11 protein-coding genes are annotated in these 20,933 nt (G+C 42.3%); 5 read left to right on the top strand and 6 right to left on the bottom strand.

The window, feature by feature from the left end; all coding sequences use genetic code 11:
* Positions 1-105 precede the first annotated feature (105 nt).
* From H6571_05215 to H6571_05200, 4 genes are all read left to right on the top strand, one after another.
* Complete coding sequence (locus H6571_05215; GenBank protein ID MCB9323125.1) at positions 106-1,173, top strand: beta-lactamase family protein; 1,068 nt, start codon at positions 106-108, stop codon at positions 1,171-1,173.
* Positions 1,174-1,424: 251 nt separating this feature from the next.
* Entirely contained in the window at positions 1,425-2,069 is a 645-nt protein-coding gene (locus H6571_05210) for a TerB family tellurite resistance protein (protein MCB9323124.1), read from the top strand.
* 9 nt (positions 2,070-2,078) lie between these two features.
* Positions 2,079-2,417 (top strand): hypothetical protein, encoded by a 339-nt coding sequence (locus H6571_05205; GenBank protein ID MCB9323123.1) that lies wholly within the window; start codon positions 2,079-2,081, stop codon positions 2,415-2,417.
* Between the two features lie 171 nt (positions 2,418-2,588).
* Complete coding sequence (locus H6571_05200; protein MCB9323122.1) at positions 2,589-8,588, top strand: carboxypeptidase-like regulatory domain-containing protein; 6,000 nt, start codon at positions 2,589-2,591, stop codon at positions 8,586-8,588.
* A gap of 12 nt (positions 8,589-8,600) precedes the next feature.
* On the opposite strand, the gene H6571_05195 is transcribed toward H6571_05200, so the two are convergent.
* The 4 genes from H6571_05195 to H6571_05180 form a co-directional block, all read right to left on the bottom strand.
* Positions 8,601-9,689, bottom strand: a complete 1,089-nt coding sequence (locus H6571_05195) for a PorV/PorQ family protein (protein ID MCB9323121.1) — start codon at positions 9,687-9,689, stop codon at positions 8,601-8,603.
* Between the two features lie 181 nt (positions 9,690-9,870).
* Positions 9,871-10,872, bottom strand: a complete 1,002-nt coding sequence (locus tag H6571_05190; GenBank protein MCB9323120.1) for a YihY/virulence factor BrkB family protein — start codon at positions 10,870-10,872, stop codon at positions 9,871-9,873.
* A complete protein-coding gene (locus tag H6571_05185) occupies positions 10,868-11,284 on the bottom strand; it encodes an acyl-CoA thioesterase (protein MCB9323119.1) in 417 nt (138 codons plus the stop codon). Before H6571_05185 ends, H6571_05190 begins: the two co-directional genes overlap by 5 nt.
* 233 nt (positions 11,285-11,517) lie before the next feature.
* Positions 11,518-12,324, bottom strand: a complete 807-nt coding sequence (locus tag H6571_05180) for a T9SS type A sorting domain-containing protein (protein ID MCB9323118.1) — start codon at positions 12,322-12,324, stop codon at positions 11,518-11,520.
* Between the two features lie 245 nt (positions 12,325-12,569).
* On the opposite strand from H6571_05180, the gene H6571_05175 reads away from it, so the two are divergent.
* Entirely contained in the window at positions 12,570-14,867 is a 2,298-nt protein-coding gene (locus H6571_05175; GenBank protein ID MCB9323117.1) for a TonB-dependent receptor, read from the top strand.
* Positions 14,868-14,934: 67 nt separating this feature from the next.
* Here the strand turns inward: H6571_05175 and H6571_05170 are convergent, their stop codons facing one another.
* Positions 14,935-16,131 (bottom strand): hypothetical protein, encoded by a 1,197-nt coding sequence (locus H6571_05170; protein ID MCB9323116.1) that lies wholly within the window; start codon positions 16,129-16,131, stop codon positions 14,935-14,937.
* A gap of 146 nt (positions 16,132-16,277) precedes the next feature.
* Entirely contained in the window at positions 16,278-20,834 is a 4,557-nt protein-coding gene (locus tag H6571_05165) for a hypothetical protein (GenBank protein ID MCB9323115.1), read from the bottom strand.
* Positions 20,835-20,933: the final 99 nt, after the last annotated feature.

Genomic DNA, 20,933 nt, shown 5'->3' with positions numbered 1-20,933 from the left:
TGGCCGGACTCCAAATACGCTAAAAATAAAGGCGCAGGTCCATGGAGGATGCTGTGCCTTTTTTTATCTTTAGTTTTTTAGTTCTTTTGTCCTTAAAAATTTACCATGAAACGATTTTTCGCATTTACTTTTTTTATATTCCTGTTGGGCTCCCTTTTCGCCCAGGATTCTCTGGCCATTGAACAGGCCCGGATAAAAGTGGAGTCTTTTTTTAATGCCAATGAATTACCCGGCCTCAGTGTGACTATTGCCAAAAGAGGAAAAATTTTGCTTTCAGAAGGGTTTGGATATGCGGATCTCGAGAATAAAGTTCCCGTGGATCCTGCTCATTCCAAATTCAGGATAGGCAGTGTGTCCAAATCATTTTCCGCCGCCGCACTGGCCGTTTTATATGAGCATAACATGATCGATATCGATACGGCGATCCAGGTTTATGTTCCTTCTTTTCCACTGAAGCAATATGAAATTACCGTTCGGGAAGTCGGAGGGCACCTGGGCGGTATCCGTCATTACAAGAACTCTGAGTTCCTGAGTGCCAAAAAATACAACAGTGTATTGGAAGCGCTTGATATTTTCAAGGATGACCCGCTGATCAATGAACCCGGCACCGCTTATGTCTATTCAAGTTATGGATGGAATCTGGTGAGTGCAGCCATTGAATCTGCAGCAGGGGAGGAATTTTTATCGTTTATGAGCAGGGTGGTTTTTGATACCCTGGGAATGATCAACACCGTTCCTGATAAAAACGAACAGATCATTGAAGGACGGACGCGTTTTTACCAGAAAGACTCGTCGGGCAAGCTGGTAAATGCTCCTTACGTGGATAATAGCTGTAAATGGGCCGGGGGCGGATTTCTTTCCACCTCTGAAGACATCATAAAGTTTGCCCAGGCACAAATGAAACCCGGGTACCTGGACAAGGAGACGATGGATGTATTTTTTACTTCACAAAAGACTTCTTCCGGTGAGTTGACCAATTACGGGATTGGATGGGCGATTTACCCAATGGAAGACGGCACCAAATTTTACGGACACGGGGGCGGTTCTGTCGGAGGCTCCACGGCTTTTGTATTTGACCCGGAACAGGAAATTGTGGTGGTCATCATCAGCAATATGTCCGGTGTCAATTATGGTATGTTGCCATTTGAGTTGGTGGAAAGTTTCCGGGAGTGAAATCGAACGCGAAGTATGCTTTAATAAGACCTTCTTGTTTCTTTAGAATAAAATTTGTATTTTTCGGCCAGCAAAAGAAATCGAATGAAAACAAACACCTTTCTTTTTCTTTTCTCACTCATTTTTCAACTAAGGTAGGTTAACATACTGCAGGATCATTAAATCTGTCTTCCGTTTTGGTGGGACAATAATTTTTTGGTGCATTGGTGTGTTCCTAACCTAAACAATTAATCAATTTTAAAATACATGTTATGATCATTTTTGGAACAAGAGGTGTAAAATCCACCATTAAAGAAGGGCAGTTTTTATGCCCGCAGTGTGCCAACAATCAAAAGTACAAGCACAAAAAAGTAACCCGTTTTTTTACCCTTTATTTTATTCCTCTTATTCCGTTGGGCAGTGCTGGCGAATTTGTAGAATGCCAGGGTTGCAAGGGAACCTTTATTCCAAGAGTACTGGATTATAGTAAAAGTAACCATCAAAATGATTTTCAGTCGGAGTATGAAAAAGCCATGAAACACAGTATGGTGCTTATCATGTTGGCAGATGGCGTAATTGATGAAAATGAAATGTTGGTGGTTCAAAAGATCATCAATAAATTTGGGCACCATGACATCACTCTTGGCCAACTTTCGGATTATGTAGAAAAGGTTCAAAAGAACCCGGAAGATATTACTACCTATTTGAAAAGGGTTACCCCTTCACTGAATGAACATGGGAAGGAAATCATTATCAAATGTGCCGTTTCGGTTGCAGCAGCAGATGGTAGTATTGATGAATCTGAAATGATATTGATCAATGAAATGGCAAAAACAATGGAAATGTCAGCCTCTCATTTGAAAGGTATTTTAGCCGAAATGTTTGAGCCACAAAATTCAGCCTACTCAAAAAATTAAAAAATAAAAATGAACAATATAAAATTTAGGGTTTTAATAATTGGCCTAATAAGTTTTTTTCTATTCCAATGCGAAGGAACTTCGTTTAACGATCAGATTATCGGTGACGTAACCTCCAAAATGGCAACAGGGATTTGCGATAGCATTCCGAGAGGATCAACAATCACCAATGTTCTGGTTGGTGAAATTGTTGATATTGGTCTGCAGGGGATGACTGATGTCTCTATAGAGTTTGATTATGAAACTAACGGGAATAAAAAACATCACAGTTCTGCATTACTTTATATAAAAAAAGGGAGTTCCTATAAACTTGCCGCAATAGGAGGTTGTGAATTCGAAATGAAATAGGAAAGTTGAAAGGCCCTGGTGGGGTATTTATCAATGATTTTGCACTGTATTCCGAAAATATTATTGGGAGGATTCCCCTGGAAAACTTAACTTGTGAACGGGATTATAAAATAAAATTGGGAAGTTCGGCAAAATAAAATGCCGGGTGTCCTTCCTTTAAACCTCAAAAAGATGAAGCGGTACCAGCACCTTCTAATGGCCTTTTTTGCGGGTCTTTTTTGCTTCTTTTATCGCAACGTCAACGGCCAGAATCTTCTGGAAAGCCGGCAGGCCAGTTATTATACCTATATCTACAAGATCAATGATCGGGAAGCCAAAGCCATTTACAAAAAAAGCATTTATGAAGTGGACACTTCCTTCTTTCATACCCTGGTGGATTCTTTTGTTACGGGCAGCCTGTATTCGGGCAATTTGCCACAAGGGCATTATTTAAAAACCTATGCCGAAAAGAATCGGCAAAAGTTTTCCATTACAACGGTTCAGGATTTTGATGTTTTTATTTTGAACAACAACACAGACCTTGTTGTCCAGGTTTTCAACCCGGAAGGGAATGTTATTGAGGATGCAGATTTGCGGATTCGCTGGAAAAAATTGCGGTTTGATCCAACGAGGCAGGCTTATATTGACAAAAAATCCAATCAAAAAGGACTGCTCAAAGTAGCCCATAATGGTTTTACGACCTTTTACCACCTTGAAAGAGATTACAATAATTCCGTTCCTGAAAGAGTGGCCAGGAAAGTGGTGTACAGTACGCCATTAAAATACGTATGGCGCCCGGTGAATTTTATCATTCATCTGCCGATTGATGGTATTCGGTCCATTAAGCAGAGGTGGCCGGTTGGGGCTATTAACAGGAGTAAAACTTTCTTCGAAAAATCTTATTTAAAGGTCGCCTGTATTTTTGATGATTATCAATGTGAAAAATTCGACGAGCGGTTTTTCGGAAACAGCCATAAGGGGTACTTTGTATTTAATAAACCTAAATACTTACCAGGGGATACGGTAAAGTTCAAAGCCTTTGTGGTCAACAAAAAGGGCAAACCCATTGACGGGGTAGTCAATGCAGTACTTAGTGGATGGGGAACACGCATTAATTTGGCACAACTCAAACCCTACACGGCAGGAGGATATAATTATGAATTTGTGCTCCACGATTCCATGCAGATGAAGCTTGACCGATCCTATTCTGTTGGATTGGAACTCCATGGAAGCAGAACTTATATCAAGGGAAATTTCAAGTATGAAGACTATGAACTTTCAAAGGTAAACCTGGAGTTATGGACAGACACTGACCAGCAATTCAGGAACAGAGATCTAAAGCTGTTCGTCAGGGGAACGGATGAAAATGATCTGAATCTGATGGATGGCAGACTGGAAATCATGGTAACTCCCCAGGCCATTTTAAAATATTTTGAACCCCAATTATTCGTTCCCGATACCTTGCTTTTTCATGAACAAAAACTCGAACCCACAGGGAATACCGAAATAATAATTCCCGATTCTATCTTTCCCAGGGTGAATATAAACTATAATGTTTCGGTCAGGCTGTTAACGGCAGATAATGAGGTGGTTTCTGAAACCAAAAGACTCCGGTTTTTTCATCAGTCAGAAGATTTTGACATTGAATTGTTCACGGATTCCTTGCGTTTCAGCTTGAGGGAAAATGGTTTGGAAACAGATAAAATGGTTGAAATATTTGGAGTGGATAATTTTGGAAACAAGAGTCTTGTTTACTCAGGCCACCCCCCTTGTACCCTCAAAATGAGTCCATATTATTTACTCTATTCTGCAGAGACGGATGACCTGACCAAGGACTTTGATTTATCAAACGAATCTTCTTTGTTGAGGTGTTTTTCGGACAGGTCCGCAGATTCGCTGATCATTTTGGTGGAAAATCCAAGGAAAATTCCCTTCAGTTACAGCATCTATAAAAAGAATAAGCTGGTTTCGACCGGCTATGGGGAAACTTTGGATTTTTATAAGCGAGGCACTTCCAGCAAAAACTATTTTATTTCCCTCCGTTATCTTTGGGGAGGGGAAATAATAGAGGAAGACTACCGCATTCCTTATTTTGACAAACAATTGAAAATTGCGGTTCAACAACCCAAATTGGTTTATCCCGGTCAGCAATCCCCGGTGGATATTTTGGTGACGGATGCAAAAGGAAAACCCGTAGAGGGGGTCGATTTGACCGCATATGGTCTAACCAGTAAATTCGATTATACAGCCCCCACGGTGCCCTATCTGGGAAAGCAGCGAAAAAACAAGACCGTTATTAATAATTTTCAATTCGAAGAAGAGCGCTCTGAAAATTTTCAGGGGTTGCCTTTGGATTACGAGGCCTGGAAACAATTATCGGGGCTTGATTCCATTGAATATTATAAATTCATTTATCCAGGTAAGGGCATTTACCGATTTGAATATATAACAGAGGATAAATTGACCCAATTTGCCCCTTTTGTTGTTAACAACGGAGCATTGGAACCTGTTCATGTGATTTATGTGGACACCAAACCCGTTTATTTCAGTTGGTCAACGAATACCCAGCCTTACTCATTCAGGGTAAAAAGCGGGTATCACCAGGTGAAACTGAGAACCAATTCCCGGCAATTCACCATTGATAGTCTTTATTGTCCTGAAGGCAAAAAGCTGATTTTCAGCTTGAACACAGATACCCGAATAAAAAATGTAAGCATTGAAAAGGCTGAACCGGCTTTGAGCGGCTTTGAAAAGGAAATTTTATATAAATATATTTTCCCTTATTCCTATTCCTTTGGTGATCAATTGGCCTATATCGATCAGGGAGAAAATATTCAATTGCTCAAACCTCAATATCTGGTTTGGGATAAAGCCTATCTTGCCGGGCCGGTTGCCGGAAACTGGACTTTTTATTTAATGGACGGCTTTTCTACTTCGTTTAAACACGAGCCGTTTTTTACGTATGAATTTTCCCCTCAATTGTTAAAAATGCGGAGCCTTGAATTAAGGCAATACCCTGATAAATTAGACCGGTTTCCTTTAAAAACTTCCCTGGAAGATGTTGCGCTTACCCGGGAGAGTATTAAAAAACAATGGCAGGATTTTCTTAATACAAAAAGATACAACACGGTAAGAAACTTCTACCCTAATGCTTCTTTTTCAGGAGAGGGTCGGCTGTTGATAAAACTCAACAAAACGCAAATCCTCATCCAAAATACGCCCCTGGATATGTTGGTATTTCAGTATGACCATCCTGATTTCTTAAGGATCTATTCTGGTAAAACGACGCTTATTCATGGATTGCAGGAAGGTTATTACAAATTGATTTTTATTTATCCGGAAGGAAGATATCACATTCAGGACTCCATTTACATTCAACCGGACGGACTGAATTATTTTGAAGCCGATCAACCGGAGATATTAAAAAAAGATGCTTTCAGTGAGCAGGTAGACGAAATAATCAAGGAGCACCTGTTCAAACACGGCTATTATTACCCTGACAGAAGTGAGCTCGAAAAGATCCAGGATCTTCACCGGGAGGAATTTAAATTCACCGGCATTGGGGATCTTATTGAAGGATATGTCTTTGACGAAGAGTCAGGAGAACCCATGATAGGGGTTACCGTCGTGGTTAAAGGCACTTCATATGGAACCATTACGGATGTCAACGGCCATTACGCCATAAACGTTCCTACGGACAAAGACGAGTTGGTTTTTTCTTATACTGGTTTTCAATCTCAAAATGTAAGGGTAGATCAAAGTGGGCTGGTTAACCTGGGGATGGCTGAGGGGGCTGTTCTTTTGGATGAGGTTGTGGTTTCGGCTTCTGCATTGCCTATGATCAAACAAAACATGTCAGTGGCTGGGTCAATTGTTGAGTCACAAAATTTATTGGGTGGCATCCCAGCTATTGAAGGAAGGATGTTTAATAGCCTGGCTGGGAAAGTCGCTGGAATAACGGTGATTTCGGAAAATATCCAACCCGGGGGAGGCGTAGAAATTTCAATACGGGGCGCACAAACCCTGAAGTTTGATAAACAACCGCTGTACATCATTGACGGAGCTGTATTCACCGGAGATATTACCGCTATTGATCCCGCCTTGATTGAAAAGATGGAAGTGATCAGAGGTGCTGAAGCAATAGCTATTTATGGAAGCAGAGCCGTCAATGGCGTTGTGCTCATCCAATCAAAAAACGGAGCGATAAGAACAACGATGTCTTTGGAAAATAAGGGCGCCCATTACGATGATACTTTTTTGGAATCCGTTTCAAAAGCGAGTTCTATCAGAAATAATTTTTCCGATTATGCTTTCTGGCAGCCTCGCCTGGTAACAGATATAGAAGGCAAGGCGAGTTTTACGGTCACTTTTCCTGATGATGTAACCAGTTGGGATACCCACTACCTGGCCATGAATGGTAGAAGGCAATCAGGACAGACCTCCGAACAGATAAAATCCTATAAACCACTGATGGCACAATTGGCAGTGCCCAGGTTTTTGGTACAGGGCGATACAACTTATGCCATTGGTAAAACCCTTAATTATACTGTGGATTCTGTCGAAGTCACTACTCATTTTGAGGTGAATGATCAAAGCCTGTCAATGGAATCTCAGTTTGTCCAAAACGCAAGCATTGATACATTGTTATTGGTGGCTGGGCCTGATACCCTTTCCATTAAATATTTTCTGGAAAAGACAGACGGATATTTTGATGGTGAGCAAAGGCAAATCCCGGTATTTCCGGCGGGCCTTGAAAAAACGGAGGGTAAGTTCTACGTGCTGGATAAAGATACTACTGTGAAACTGGAATTTGACCCTGCATTAGGTAAGGTCAATTTGACGGCTACCGCTAATGTGCTGCATGTGATCGAGAATGAAATTCATTACCTGATCGAATACAAATATAGCTGTAACGAGCAGTTGGCTTCCAAACTAAAAGCACTGCTTGCCTGGAAAAGCATCACCCGGGACCAGGGGAAAATGTTCGATAAGGAAAAAGAAATTGTAAAAATTATTGGCTTATTGGAAAAGAACCAGAATGAAAATAACCTTTGGGGTTGGTGGAAGGATAGTAAGGATAATAAATGGATCAGTCTGCATGTGCTGGAAGCCCTGACTGAGGCCGCAAGGCAGGGTTACCGTGTAGGGGTCAACAAAAATCAACTAAGCGAACATCTTGTTTGGGAACTTGAAACCGATACGGATTTTTATAACCGGGTGAGAATTCTCAAAATTTTAAATGTGCTTAAGGCGGCCATCGCCCCTGATATTTACATTGCAGATCTCGAAAAACAACCCCATTTAAGGTTGAATGGTTTGTTACAGATTTTACATTTGAAACAACTTTACCACCTGGAGTACAATTTGGATACGCTTGATCATTATCAGCAAAATACCCTGTTTGGAAATGTTTATTTCGGAGAGCAAAACGCAACTTCCGGCTTGCTGGTGAATGAGCTTCAAAATACACTGTTAGCCTATAAAATATTGAAAGCAGATTCGGTCAGCCATGATGAAATTTTGAGTAAGATGCGTAATTACTTTTTGGAAAAAAGGAGCCGCGGTCGTTGGGGAAATACTTATGAATCCGCAAAGATCGTTGAAACGATTTTGCCCGATTTCCTTGGAACAAAAAAGGCGTTGGCGCCTCCTGATCTTACCATCAACGGAGCGGTGAAAAAACAGGTCAAAACGTTCCCGTTTTCCATGACCGTTGATCCCGACCAGGAAATTGAAATAACCAAATCCGGAAATTTTCCGGTATATTTTTCAAGTGCTCAGAGTTATTGGGAAAGCACTCCAACAGAGAAAATGGGAGACTTTGTGATTGACACCAAATTTGATACGGATACTCCCGGTGTGTTGAGTGCAGGAAATTCGGCGAAATTGGTCGTAAACCTGGAGGTGAAAAAGGATGCATCCTATGTAATGATCAATGTGCCGATACCGGCCGGATGCTCCTATGGCGATAAAAGTCATAAAACATGGATGGAGTCTCACCGGGAGCATTTCAAAAATGAAACGGCCATTTTTTGTGAAGACCTGCCAAGAGGAAATTATGTATTCGAAATCGATTTAATGCCAAGGTATTCAGGTATTTACACCTTAAACCCAGCTAAGGTGGAACTGATGTATTTTCCGGTTTTTAATGGAAATAATGAGTTGAAGAAAGTGAAGGTGATAAATAAGTAGAGCCTTAATGGCTTACTTCCCCTTCGGCCTTACATTATACTGCAACGAAACAATATGGGCAAACCGGTTTTGCCCGTCACTGGGGTTGGTATAAGCGTAATCAACGGTTAACTTGCCCAATTTAAGGCCCACTCCCAAAGAAGGTCTGACGACCAGGGTTTCCGAGTTGTCAAAATTTTCCTGCTTTTGAAACTGGCTGACACCGGCACGCAGGAACAGGAAATCGTGGTACCCGGCTTCCAGTCCCAGGGAAAGATCAATACTGAAAGGGTTGGCAGAAAGAAGGGTGTTTCTTCTTCCGTCTGTGGTAACAAAAATATCCAGCTCCGGGCGCAGGGATATTTCTTTGACCTCAAAACTGCGGCTAACGCCAAGGGTAAGATGGGGTTTGGTGATTTCAAGACTTTTGATGGGCACCTCGCCACCGGATGCTTCAAGGACGTCTTTCTGGTCGTCAGTAAAGCTGAAACTCCAGGCATTGAAGGTGGTGGTGACATCGCTGGCCATCAGGCCTAATTTCCATTTATTGATCTGGTACTGGGCCCCAAAATCCAATCCGAAACCCCATGAATTGGCAAAAGGACCTATTTTTCTGTGCACTATTTTCAGGTTGGCCCCCATTTGCAGCGTTCCTTTTTTGACTTTCATTTTTTGACCATAGGAAAAAAGGAAAGCATAATCCGCTGCCGAAAATTCTGTCACATTATCAAAATTTACGGTGCCGTCACTATTGTAAAGACTCAGTGTATTGGGAATTCCGTCCACACCAAAACGAATGACGGAAAAGCCCATTCTTCTGTCCGGCTGAGCCATGGGCAGGCTAAAACCGATAAAATCCATTTTGGTGATTCCGGCAAACCATTCCGAGTGCATGGCGCCCAACAAAACGCCTTCGTCCGCCGAAATACCGGCAAGTCCGGCAGGATTCCAGTATCCTGAAGTTACATCAGCCGTATTAGCCACCACAGCATTGCCCAGGCCAAGAGCATTCGCTCCGACGCCAATACTCAAAAATTCGTTGCTGTATTTTTGGCCAAGAGCAGCCTGGGTAAGGATGATTGATATAAAAAGAGTGAGAAAGCTTCGTAAATTTAAGTTCATTGCTTAATTGATTAAAACCGTGAATCATTTATTCAAACGCAAGATAAATTTTTTTATTTGTAGGTCGGAAGATATTTGCATTAGGCATTCTTTGCCGACAAAACAGGAATCCACTCAGGGAATTCGACTTTTGAAATGCCAAAAAATTATTTAATTGATCCAAGTTGCATCGCCACCTGCGTTAATCAATGGATTCCTCCTCCTCAATTTTAGGTATAAGGTCGCGATTAACCGCAATGCTGGCATTGAGTTCATAGCCGATGAGAATGATCAGTGAGTTGAACTGTATCCATAACATCAGAATGATAAGCGTTGCAATGGATCCGTAAAATTTATTGTAGGTGCTTGCGCGCCCCAGGTCATCCACGTAAAAGGAGAAAGCCAGGGAGGCAAGCAGGGAAAGTACGGTAGCTAGAGTAGCTCCTGCGGAGAAAAAACTGAACCGGCGGTAGGTGGAAGCCCCGTAACGATAAATAACCGAGATGCCGAAATAAAATAAAAAGATAATGGCCAGCCACCTTAAAATATCCACCCCGACGGTCGAAAAGCCGGCGAGAGCGATATAACCCGAAAGCCATCCGATAATTGACTTTCCAAGGATGATGAATACAATGGAGGCGATGAGCAGGAAACTCAACAAACCGGTTAACCCAATGGCAACCAATCTTTTTCGAATGACCGAACGATTTTTAAAAGTTTTTGAATAACTTTTTTCAAACCCGCGCATCATGGCGAGCATGCCATTAGAGGAGAAAAAAATCGACAGCAGAAACCCGAAAGAAAGCATGCCGACCCGCTCCACTTCCGTAATATCCTTGATGAAAAGAAAAAGCTGATCCCCAACAGAACCAGGCATTATCTTGTGAATTTCGGTTTGAAGTACCTGGTTAAAGTTGTCGCCTTTTGTGATAAACCGCAGCAGGTAGCGATTTAAAAAGGGGAGGAGGGTGAATAAGGTCAGCAAAGAAGGAAAAAGAGAAATGAAAAAACTGTAAGCTATAGAATTGGCCCGGGTAAACAAATCAAACCGCCTGATCTCGTTGAATACGAAAACCGTTACATCGTAAATGGGGATTTTGAAGAATCCGGGCAATGACCGTTCCTTGGACCACGCGATCAGACCGCGTACCACCGGGAGTTCGGGAATATTATTCCAAAATTCCTGAATTCGTGCCAAACTAATTTTTTTCAAAATGCGGTCTCAATTTTTTGAGCATGATTTCAGGGGGAGGAATGGTCTTCATCGTCATTTTGTCCACAAAACACAACTTAACACTTCCTGCATTACATAACTTTCCGTTCTCCTTGAAAATTTCCATATGAAAGGTAATGTATTTATCCGGTAATTCCCGAAGTGTGGTACGAATGTTCAATAGCTCGTCATAAAAGGCAGGCCGAAGGTATTTGACTTGCATTGATACCACCGGCATAAAAACATGATGTTCTTCTTCGAGGGCTTTATACGTAAATCCCAGGGAGCGCAGCATCTCCACACGACCGATTTCATAAAACTGGGCATAATTCCCATAATACAAATATCCCATCTGGTCGGTTTCTCCGTATCTAACTCTTTTTTGGAAATCAAATGAATACATGCTGGCCTGTTAATTAATGATCGATGTGAAGGATCTCCTTTTCAATCATAAAAGTAAAAAATAAAACCTTAATTTAAGGCAAGTACATCCCGAAATTAGAAGAGCCGCCCGAATCCATATTCGAACGGCTCTTGAAAAATAATAAAAGCCAAGTAAATAAGACTTTAATCTTTAGTCTTTTTACTTATCACTTTTAAAAAAGGGTATTTTAATATCACAAAAGGCTTTTCTTGCTACCGGTTTCCGATCAGCATTTTGTTGGAAATGCTTTTGCGGCCATCACTGATGGTGTAAATATACATTCCTGAAGGAAGCTGTGACCCATCAAAAGTATAGGTATTTTCTCCTTCGTAAATGTACAGTTTTGAACGCTGAAGTACATTTCCTACCATATCCTGGACCGTGAGATCGTAAGTGCCATTGGTTTTGGAGTTTATTTTCACTTCAGTGGTACCATAAAACGGGTTTGGACTGTTTGATACAGTAAAGTTGTCGATAGAAACATCCTCGGTACCACTAACGATCGTACAGTTTGCAGATCCTTCAGGTTTTACGTGGAAGTAATAATTGCCTGAAACGAGCAATCCGTCAGGTAATTCGCGATCCAGTGAAAATCCGCCGGCTACAATGGTGACGGCCACTTTCAGATCGTGAACGCCTTCATCTGCTGCTGTTCCTGTTCCATAGATGGAAATACATCCCGAACTATCCGCCTGGAAAGTACAGTTGGGCGGATTACATGCGTAACTGTAGGCCTCAGGAAGATTGATTACAGCACCAGTTTGTGCCATGGCCACCGAAGATAAAGGCACTTCAGTCCCGAAAACTACTATGGTATTCGGAATATTAAAATAAAGGGTGGTTTCATAATAGCTGTTGACACAGGCAGTATCCATAATTCCGGTACCCGGAACATCCGCCACAAAAGGAAGAGGCGAAATAACAATACTGTCCGGAAGGGTAGGATCAGGAGTACATGTTTGTCCGGTTAATGGTAAAGCAAGCACTCCGACGAAAAGAAGTAATAATAATTTCTTCATAGTAAAAAGAACGTTTTGTGATAAATAAAAAACAAACTTGCAGCTTGTCATTAATTAGAATTGGGGTAAAATTACAACTTCAAATTGAAAAAAATTTAATTTTTTCAGTCATTGTCTTATTTTTGCCAAAGCAACAACTACTTTCTGACTCCTTTTTTTACTATTACTGCTGAGTTTTAACACGCCTTTACTCAGGTTTCTGTACTTGAGAATCACTTATTTTTCAATGAATTAAAATCAAGTTGATGTTTGTACAAAAAACATTTTTATGGAGCTTTGCTCTGCTCATTTCTCTGACTTCCTTCGGTCAGAATGCGACTGTTTTCGGTAAAATTACCGATGGAGCAACGGCGGAATCTCTGATTGGTGCTACCGTATTGCTCAATTCAGGTGCTGGGACGACAACTGATGTTGATGGCACCTACACTCTGGAAACCGCTCCGGGTAATTATGAGTTGACAGTGGCTTACCTGGGGTTTGAATCCTTTAAACAAAGTATTTCACTCACGGCGGGCCAGCAATTGAAGGTGGATGTAAAATTAGGCGGCGAGGTGACCTTACTGCAAACTGCCACAGTGACGAGCGGTAAGTACGAAATGCCTCTTGGAGAAGTTACCGTATCTCTTTCGGTATTAAAGCCCGATCTGCTTGAATCAACGAGTAAATCATCCGTCGATCAGTTTCTCGAAAAGATTCCGGGGGTGACTATTATTGACGGGCAGGCCAATATCCGGGGTGGATCAGGATTTTCACAGGGAGCTGGTAGCCGGGTTTTATTGTTAATGGATGACGTGCCTATTTTACAGGCCGATGCCGGTTATCCCAACTGGGATGATGTGCCGGTGGAAAATATCGAACAGATCGAAGTAATGAAAGGGGCTGCCTCAGCCTTATACGGTTCGTCGGCCCTTAACGGGATCGTCAACGTCAGAACGGCTTATGCCCGGGCGGAACCTGAAACAAAAGTCGCCGCTTTTTATACCAGTTACCTTTCGCCAAAGGATGAAAGCCTTAAATGGTGGGGAGATACCTTATCCCCATACCAGGTGGCAGCCAGTATTTCCCATAAACGAAAAATTGGCAAAACGGATCTCGTTTTGGGCGGTTTTTATACCAAGCAGGAAAGTTACAATAAGGATACCTATAAGGAATATGGAAGGATGAATGTGAGCCTTCGTCATCGAATGACGGATCGTTTGGTATTAGGCATGAATGCCAATATCAACCTGGGCCGGGCGGGTTCATTTTTCTATTGGAAAGGGGCAGACAACCTTTTTGAAGGAACGCCCTCGACGATCACCAACCGTCAACGCAACCGGTACAATATTGATCCCACGGTGACTTATTTCGACAAAAAAGACAACAGGCATCGGGTCATGGGCCGTTTTTATCATGTCGATAACGACAATGACAGCAATCAATCCAATAAATCAAGCCTTTTTTATGGGGAATATCAATTCCAGCGTAAAATGAAAAAATGGGGGATAGTAACCACTGCAGGCGTTGTCTCTTCCGGCACTACGGTGGATGCCGAATTGTATGGGGATACCACTTTTAATTCTAAAAATATTGCCGCTTATGTGCAATTGGATAAAAAATTTGGGGACCGCCTGAATTTGTCGGGAGGATTCCGGTATGAATATAATATTTTGAACAACCCGGGTTTTGAATATGCCCAGGGCATTGTGGAACCTTCAAAAGAGGAAGAATCCCATCCTGTCTTCCGTTTTGGAGCCAGTTACAAAGCCACCGAGGGTACCTTTTTCAGGGCTTCCATCGGACAGGGATACCGATTTCCGACGGTGGCCGAAAAGTTTATCGTCACGGATGTTGGAGGCTTTTTCATCCTGCCTAACCCGACCCTTACTTCTGAAACAGGATGGTCCGCTGAACTGGGGTTGCGCCAGGGATTCCGTCTTGGAGGGCTGAATGGTTTTGTCGACCTGGCGGCCTTTATGATGAACTATCAGAATATGATGGAGTTCAACTCGGTGGGGGCCGGATTCAGGGCCGTGAATATCGGGGACACCTCTACCAAAGGTTGGGAGGTAACCGTAGCCGGTAAAGGAAAGCTGGGCAACGTTGGCCTCCAGTTTCTTACGGGGTACACCTATATCGATCCCCGGTTTTTGGAGTTTGATACTTCCCGGCCCGGCCCGGGGGAAGCAGAAACTATTGGGCAGACCAATGCCAATAACTCCTCTTCAGACGATAATATCTTAAAATACCGATCCAGGCATTCGGCCAAGTTTGACCTTGAGGCCAATTACAAAAGGTTTACCGTTGGTTATGCTGCTTTTTATAACAGTTACCAGGAGGCAGTAGATGCCTTTTTTGTAGTTTTCCTGCCGGGAATAGGCAAATTCCGTGAAGAGCACAATGAAGGGTATTTGCTTATGAATGCAAGGGCTGCCTTTAATTTTACGGAAACTTTAAAATTGAATGTACTGCTGGGGAATATTACGAATATTCTTTACACCCAGCGGCCAGGTTTGATGGAAGCGCCAAGGAATTTGACCGTAAGGCTGGATTTTAAATTCTAAAATACGTAGGCACATAGTTCATAACGAAAAAATACTTTATGGACTATGTGCCTTTGTGTTAATAAAATCAATCTACTTTATACATCCGGGTCGCAGAATTGATGTATTCAGCAGGATCAAAAGCGCCGTCAAAAGTATTTTTCAGGTCCGTCAGTTTGCTTTCCAGGTTGGCCACTTTACTGCCGATCTGATCGTCATTTTTGTACTTATTGATCAGGGAACCGTATTGACTGATGTTTTCGCTAATCTTGAAGGTAATATTGCCAAAGCGGAGTTTCAGCGCCTGTACGTCCATCAATTGGTAATAAATCTTCTCTTTCCATTCGGAAGCGTTCTTCATTTTTTCATTAGCCACTTCCTCTGCCACTTTTTGCTTGAGGTAGGTCAGGTAATCATAGCGCTTTTTGGCATCACTTTCATTTGAAAAACGGTTTTCAAATTCATTTTTCGAAATGCCCAGCAGTTCAAAGTTTTGGGCCAGCGTTTTATCGTAATAACTTTCCAGCGTTTTAAGCTCCTCCGTAATGGATTCCCATTGATCCTCGATCATATCCTTATCATGAGTGAATTGAGAAACCTTAACCGTCAAAATGAACATCTTTTCACTTTCGTCCCGTAGTTCTTTTTGATTTCGTCCCAAAGAGTTGATAAACAGACTGATCCCGGTGAAAAAAGATTCCGTGATGGGGCCGCTCAGGGGCGTACCATTCGCCAGGTTCCCTGTCAGGGAAAGCATATTGTTCAATACACTCAAGCGGGCATCTTTGTCTTTCTCCTTCTGAATAAACCCATAAAATTGCTTATACCACTGTTTGTAACCGGCGTAGGTGGTTGGATTGGCTGTTTCACTCAGCGCTCCGAAGAAATTTTTTGTCGTATTGAAGAGGAGCAATGGTTTGATCTCTCTTTCCATTGAAACCAGGTTGATCATCGCCGATTGATAGTTGGCCTGGTAAACATTCAATTCGTTTTCTTCGATGGTGGCCTGGATTTCTTCCAGGGCTTTCACCCGCTCCAGCAGTTTATCCACTTTTACCGAAGCGTTTTCGGTTGCTTTGATGGAGTTGTCGAGTTCATTGACTTTTTGATCCAAATGATGGATTGTAGAGTCGAGGGCTATGGTTTTGCGGTTAAGATTTTCCTGAATATCATCCAGCACCCTGTTCCTCAGGTATTGATCGGTGGATTCAATGGGTTCTGCGGGTTGAGCCGAAGCCACTGTAATGATAAAGAGACATGCTAATCCAAAAACTATTCGCTTCATTTCCGTTATGGCTGATTTTTTTGTTTGTTATTGAAATTAATGATCGTTTAAAATACTAAAATTTACAAATTAAATAGTTGTCAAATCAATTAGCAATCAACACTTTAAGCTGACTGCATACGGCTACTCATGGCTGTTTTCCGGCATTAGTTATTTACCGCCTGAATTCTTCGCAGGAATCTTTGAGCTGTTTCGGGTTCCACCTCTTGTATTTCATAGGTGTTTCCGTCGCCCATTTTGGTGATCTTATCTTTTGCTTTCAACCCTTTGAGCGCTTCCATAAAAGCGGGGTTGTTGGACACTACGTTTAAAATACCCTGTTTATATCCAAAAAAGTAGTACAATTCACTGGGGGATTTTATATAAATATACAATCGGTCATCATCATTGCTGGGCATTTTAAATTCAATGTAGGCTTCCACCCGTCTGTTGATGTTTTCTCCATTTAGTGTGGCCAGTCCTGTTGATTTTTCAGTGGTTACAAAGGACTGGTAGTCGGCATCCCATTTTAGGTTGAGCCTGCTGAACAGGAAAGTATAGGGATTGTACTTTTTGGGGACATCAAAATATCCGGAACTCATTCCGTTAACAGCCGTTTGAATATCTTTATTGTTCGGGAAGAGTTCAAAGGCTGCTTTTCGGTAAAAACCGATATCCGTAAGGTAACTGATGATCCTCGCATCAAAAGAGGAAGCATTAAAATCATTGATCATGACTTTCATCACGGCATCTGGTACGATGAGTTGAATCCCGCACATCAATTCTGCAGTTACGGGAAACTCAAGCGGAGCAGCAGCCACGGTGGAAAGGGTATCATCCAAGGTGACCATGTTCGGATCAACTTCAGGAGCTGGTGGAGGGAATTTCGTCTGCCCAATTCCGGCGGCATCCACTTTAATGTAATTCAAGGCTGAACAAAGGTTGAATTTTCCTTCAGCAAGCACACTGCCATCCCTGTTCTTGAAAGTGAAAATGTTGCCGGTCAGGTCATTGCTGATCACTTTGGTTGAATCACCAAATGCGAATTCATCTTTTTGTTCATTGTACTTGAATACCCCTTTTGTGGGAAATACGGCCCGGTCTTTTCTGAAATAAAGGGGCATCATGACCCTGGGGTATATCCGTGCAGTTTCTTTGCTCAGATACAAACCTGTCTGAACGGGCTCCCCGTCAATACTTTTGGGTTTATCGTATTGTATGGCAAGGTCCTTTTTATCTCCTTCGCAACTGATATTAAACCAGAGTTTAGCGGGCAGATTTTCGGCTTCCAGCCTGGCGAAGCCATCAAATTTGAGGGCTTTCGATTCGGCATTCAAACTAATGGTTCCCTGAAAGGTCGTTTTTTTATCGATATAGAACTCCTGCTCTTCGGAAATGGTGCCTGTCGCACGGGTTACCGTTCTTTTTTCTGACATTTTTCCTTTTCCCACCCGTTGGCCTACTATGTTCTGGAATTCAATTTCCTGTTCCTTTCCGGGGATGTTGTATTCATAAAAACCATTGGCGGTGTAGTATTTTTTACCCAATATTTCCACGTTGGCCCGGTTGATGACATGGTAGCGATTTACGGTATCTGCGATGATTTTTGCATTTTCCAGCTTAGTCATTAACCCGCCTTTTTGAATATTCACCAGTCCGCTATCTGGATAAACAAAAGCGTCTGCTGTGATGATATAAGGCACACCGCTGATGGCCAGTTCACTGGAATTGATATCATAAAAGGCATCTTTTCCCTCGAAATGAAGTGAATCCTGGTCCGGATGGACAGAGGTGAAATTTCCGGGTTTATTCAGATCGGATTTAAACTGAATGGTGCCTTTTTTCATATTCCAGGAAAACTCATTCATGGAGGTGATATATTTGTTGTACGGAAGTTCCGTGATCAAAAAATCGTCATTCGCCAGGAAGTTTCCTACTTGTTTTTCGAAATCCACGTCACCTTTTACATTGCTGGTTTTAAGAGCCAGTTCATCAGAATCAAATGATTTTATGGATAAATTGGTGGTATCTGCCTTAACAGAATATCCTCCGAAGGAAAGCAGGTGGGACCGCATACTCGCCTTGTCCCAATCGAGCAAACCATTTGCTTTTAACCCGCCCGGAGTAAGGATAAGAGTACCATCCAGCGTATGGTTATTGTCGTTAAAAATCTTAAAAGCTGCTTCTTCAGACTTTACGTACATACTGTCGCGGTAGGGCTTCCAATTGATCGTCACGTCAACGCCCTCTGCGTTGGGGATTTGGGGGGTTCCGGTTCGGTCTTCCTTGAGTTTAAATTGTCTAGCACTTCCAGTGAGCTGTTTGGGTTTAAAAACAATGTCCTCAGAATTGATCGTGGCGCCGAGATATTTTAATGTGCCACGCCCTTGAAGACCGGCATTACTCAGGTCAATTTCACCCGTGTAATTCCCTTTTCCTGTATAAACAGGGAGCCCTTTTTCTGAAGTTTTATGTATAAAACCAAGGGACTGGTCCTGACGTAAAAGAATAGTTTCTTTTATGTCGGGAAAAATTTCGGAAGAAAGCAGGGTGCCTTTGAATTCGAGGTCACCGGCGGTAATTTTATCGAGTTTGTTCAGGCTGAAAGGATTCAGCTCAAAGTAAAAAGAATCCCGTGGGTAGGCAAAGTGCTGGGTGCTGTCCCTAAAATAATATACATAGGACTTCCCTTTGCTTTGGAAGGACGGGAACATTTCAATGTCTTCTTTTCCTGACTTATTATCCTGTGCATCAATCAATAATGTGCCTTCAGCATGTTCAATCCTGGAACCGATAGAGTAGGCAACCGGCTGCTGGTTTTTGTCGAGGCCTCCTGTGGGGATAAAAAGATCGAAAAACCGGATGGAATCGGCTCTGATATTAAATTTATCGTAGTCAAAATGAAAATCTTTCCCTTCCATGGAAGCGAAACCTGAAAAAACTTTACCATCAGCATCGAAGTTTCTGAATTTTTTCATCAGCAGCTGGTTGCCTAAAGGTTTCATGGCCACCCGGTTTTTCTGGCTAAGAATGACCCGTTCCACTCCGTTGACCACCATGTCGAGCTGCCCCATTTTCATCGCCGCATTAACGCCTTTGGTGTCGGAAACGATCTTCAGGTGATCAAAGTCCACGAATTCCTGGTCAGCATTTACATAATGCATGACCTTTGGTTTTACTTCAATGATCTGTTCATCGGGATCGTAATTGACAAATCCTCTTGCGACCAGGTCGTACAACAGGGATTCAATATTTTTAACGGTAAATTTTGAATTGATCCTGCTGGCCAGCAGGTTGGCGTTGATGAAGTTGGTGCCTTCCTGTTCTACGGTGGCTTTCATGATGGCCAGCGGGTTAGATGTAGCGATGCTTTGAATCCGGTTGTAATCTGCTGAATTGAAAAATTGAAGCGATTCAAATTCCACAGCCCCTTTCCTGGCGATACTAACCGTAGGTTTGCCAATGATCAGGGAATCTGAATCAATATAAACATCAATGTTTTCAGTATTGATATTAAAATCCCTGTATGAATCGTAAAAAGGATTTCGATCGCTTCCTCGATCCCCCCGGACGAGTTGTATTTTCTGTTGTGCGATATCATACCTTAGATTCACTGAAGGATGGTAAATGGAGTCTTTACCGTAATAGAGCACCGTTTCCACATTCTCACCGGATATTCTTTCTCCGCGGCGGATGGTAAACTGTTCAGAATTCCCCTTCAGAATAGTCCGTCCCCGGTTGTTACTGATGACGATCTGAGACTTATTGGCCTTGTCGCCATAACCATACACGGTGGTTCCGTAAAGCTTGAATCCTCCCAGGAATTTAACTCCTTCACCTACATTGTTGATATTTAATTTTTTGCCATCAGATTCGAAACGAGGGTAGCTGCCACCATCTTCTGCGGAGTAGGAGCCCAGTTTATCGGTAAATTTTCCTGCAACTGCTGTTCCGCCGAAGTAAAGGGGATGGTGCATTTTGGCATTTGGTGTTTCGTAAATACTTTTTATGGTCTCAATTTCATAATCTCCTAATTCTGCATAAATGGCCCCCTCATATTCAAAGCGGGACCAGTCGACTTTTCCCCCATTTCCTTTCCACAATTGCTTATCAGGATAAAAAACGCCCGAAGTTCCCAGTATCATTATTGAATCCTTCAGGCGGCTGGCCTTAATATCGGTATTTTCATACTTGATGATCGCTTCATCATTTTCATAGGCCAGTTGGAAATCGTTGGAAAGGGCCACCCATGTGGTTCCTCCGGCGGAACTTTGACGTAGGGCATTGCTTTCGAAGAGATCTTTGGAAAATTCAAGGTATGCCTTTATGGGTTTGGCTTTTTGCGTTTCCATGGACAGGATCATCTGATCCAGAACCGCGTGCCATTGTTTGAGCAAATCAGGGGCATTTTCCCTTTTTTTGAGGGCAATAAGCCCGTTGAGGTAGTCATAAAAATTGGGATTGGCCCTTAATCCATTGGCGAGCATCCCGTTTGAGGTGTTGATCACCATGGTCGCTTCTTCCTGGGTAAAACCACCGCCCATAAATAAGGCCTGGAAATTAAAAAAGGTTTCCTCCAGGTTTTTATTTTTACTGGCAGTCATCATTTCTTCCAACTGAACGGTGAATTCAGCAGGATCTTCTGAAAACTTTTCTAATCGCTGCGCATTGATTTGTGTTAAAACCCCTGACAGGGCAAAAAACAATAGAAAAAATCTCTTCATTATTTTCGTATTTTCACATAAACGTACTCGATTTCTCCCGCATATTCCGGGAAAAACAGTAGCAAGCTCATGCTTAAACAAGTTACTTTTATCCCATTT

The sequence above is a fragment of the Lewinellaceae bacterium genome (genome assembly GCA_020636105.1).
Lineage (GTDB): Bacteria > Bacteroidota > Bacteroidia > Chitinophagales > Saprospiraceae > BCD1.
Note: the sequence above shows the minus strand (reverse complement) of the source record. Positions and strands in the feature narration are given on the sequence as shown.

Coding starts and splice junctions, on each gene's coding strand:
- H6571_05210 (MCB9323124.1), top strand. CDS start 1,425: ATGATCATTTTTGGAACAAGAGGTGTAAAATCCACCATTAAAGAAGGG.
- H6571_05215 (MCB9323125.1), top strand. CDS start 106: ATGAAACGATTTTTCGCATTTACTTTTTTTATATTCCTGTTGGGCTCC.
- H6571_05185 (MCB9323119.1), bottom strand. CDS start 11,284: ATGTATTCATTTGATTTCCAAAAAAGAGTTAGATACGGAGAAACCGAC.
- H6571_05195 (MCB9323121.1), bottom strand. CDS start 9,689: ATGAACTTAAATTTACGAAGCTTTCTCACTCTTTTTATATCAATCATC.
- H6571_05175 (MCB9323117.1), top strand. CDS start 12,570: ATGTTTGTACAAAAAACATTTTTATGGAGCTTTGCTCTGCTCATTTCT.
- H6571_05200 (MCB9323122.1), top strand. CDS start 2,589: ATGAAGCGGTACCAGCACCTTCTAATGGCCTTTTTTGCGGGTCTTTTT.
- H6571_05180 (MCB9323118.1), bottom strand. CDS start 12,324: ATGAAGAAATTATTATTACTTCTTTTCGTCGGAGTGCTTGCTTTACCA.
- H6571_05165 (MCB9323115.1), bottom strand. CDS start 20,834: ATGAAGAGATTTTTTCTATTGTTTTTTGCCCTGTCAGGGGTTTTAACA.
- H6571_05205 (MCB9323123.1), top strand. CDS start 2,079: ATGAACAATATAAAATTTAGGGTTTTAATAATTGGCCTAATAAGTTTT.
- H6571_05170 (MCB9323116.1), bottom strand. CDS start 16,131: ATGAAGCGAATAGTTTTTGGATTAGCATGTCTCTTTATCATTACAGTG.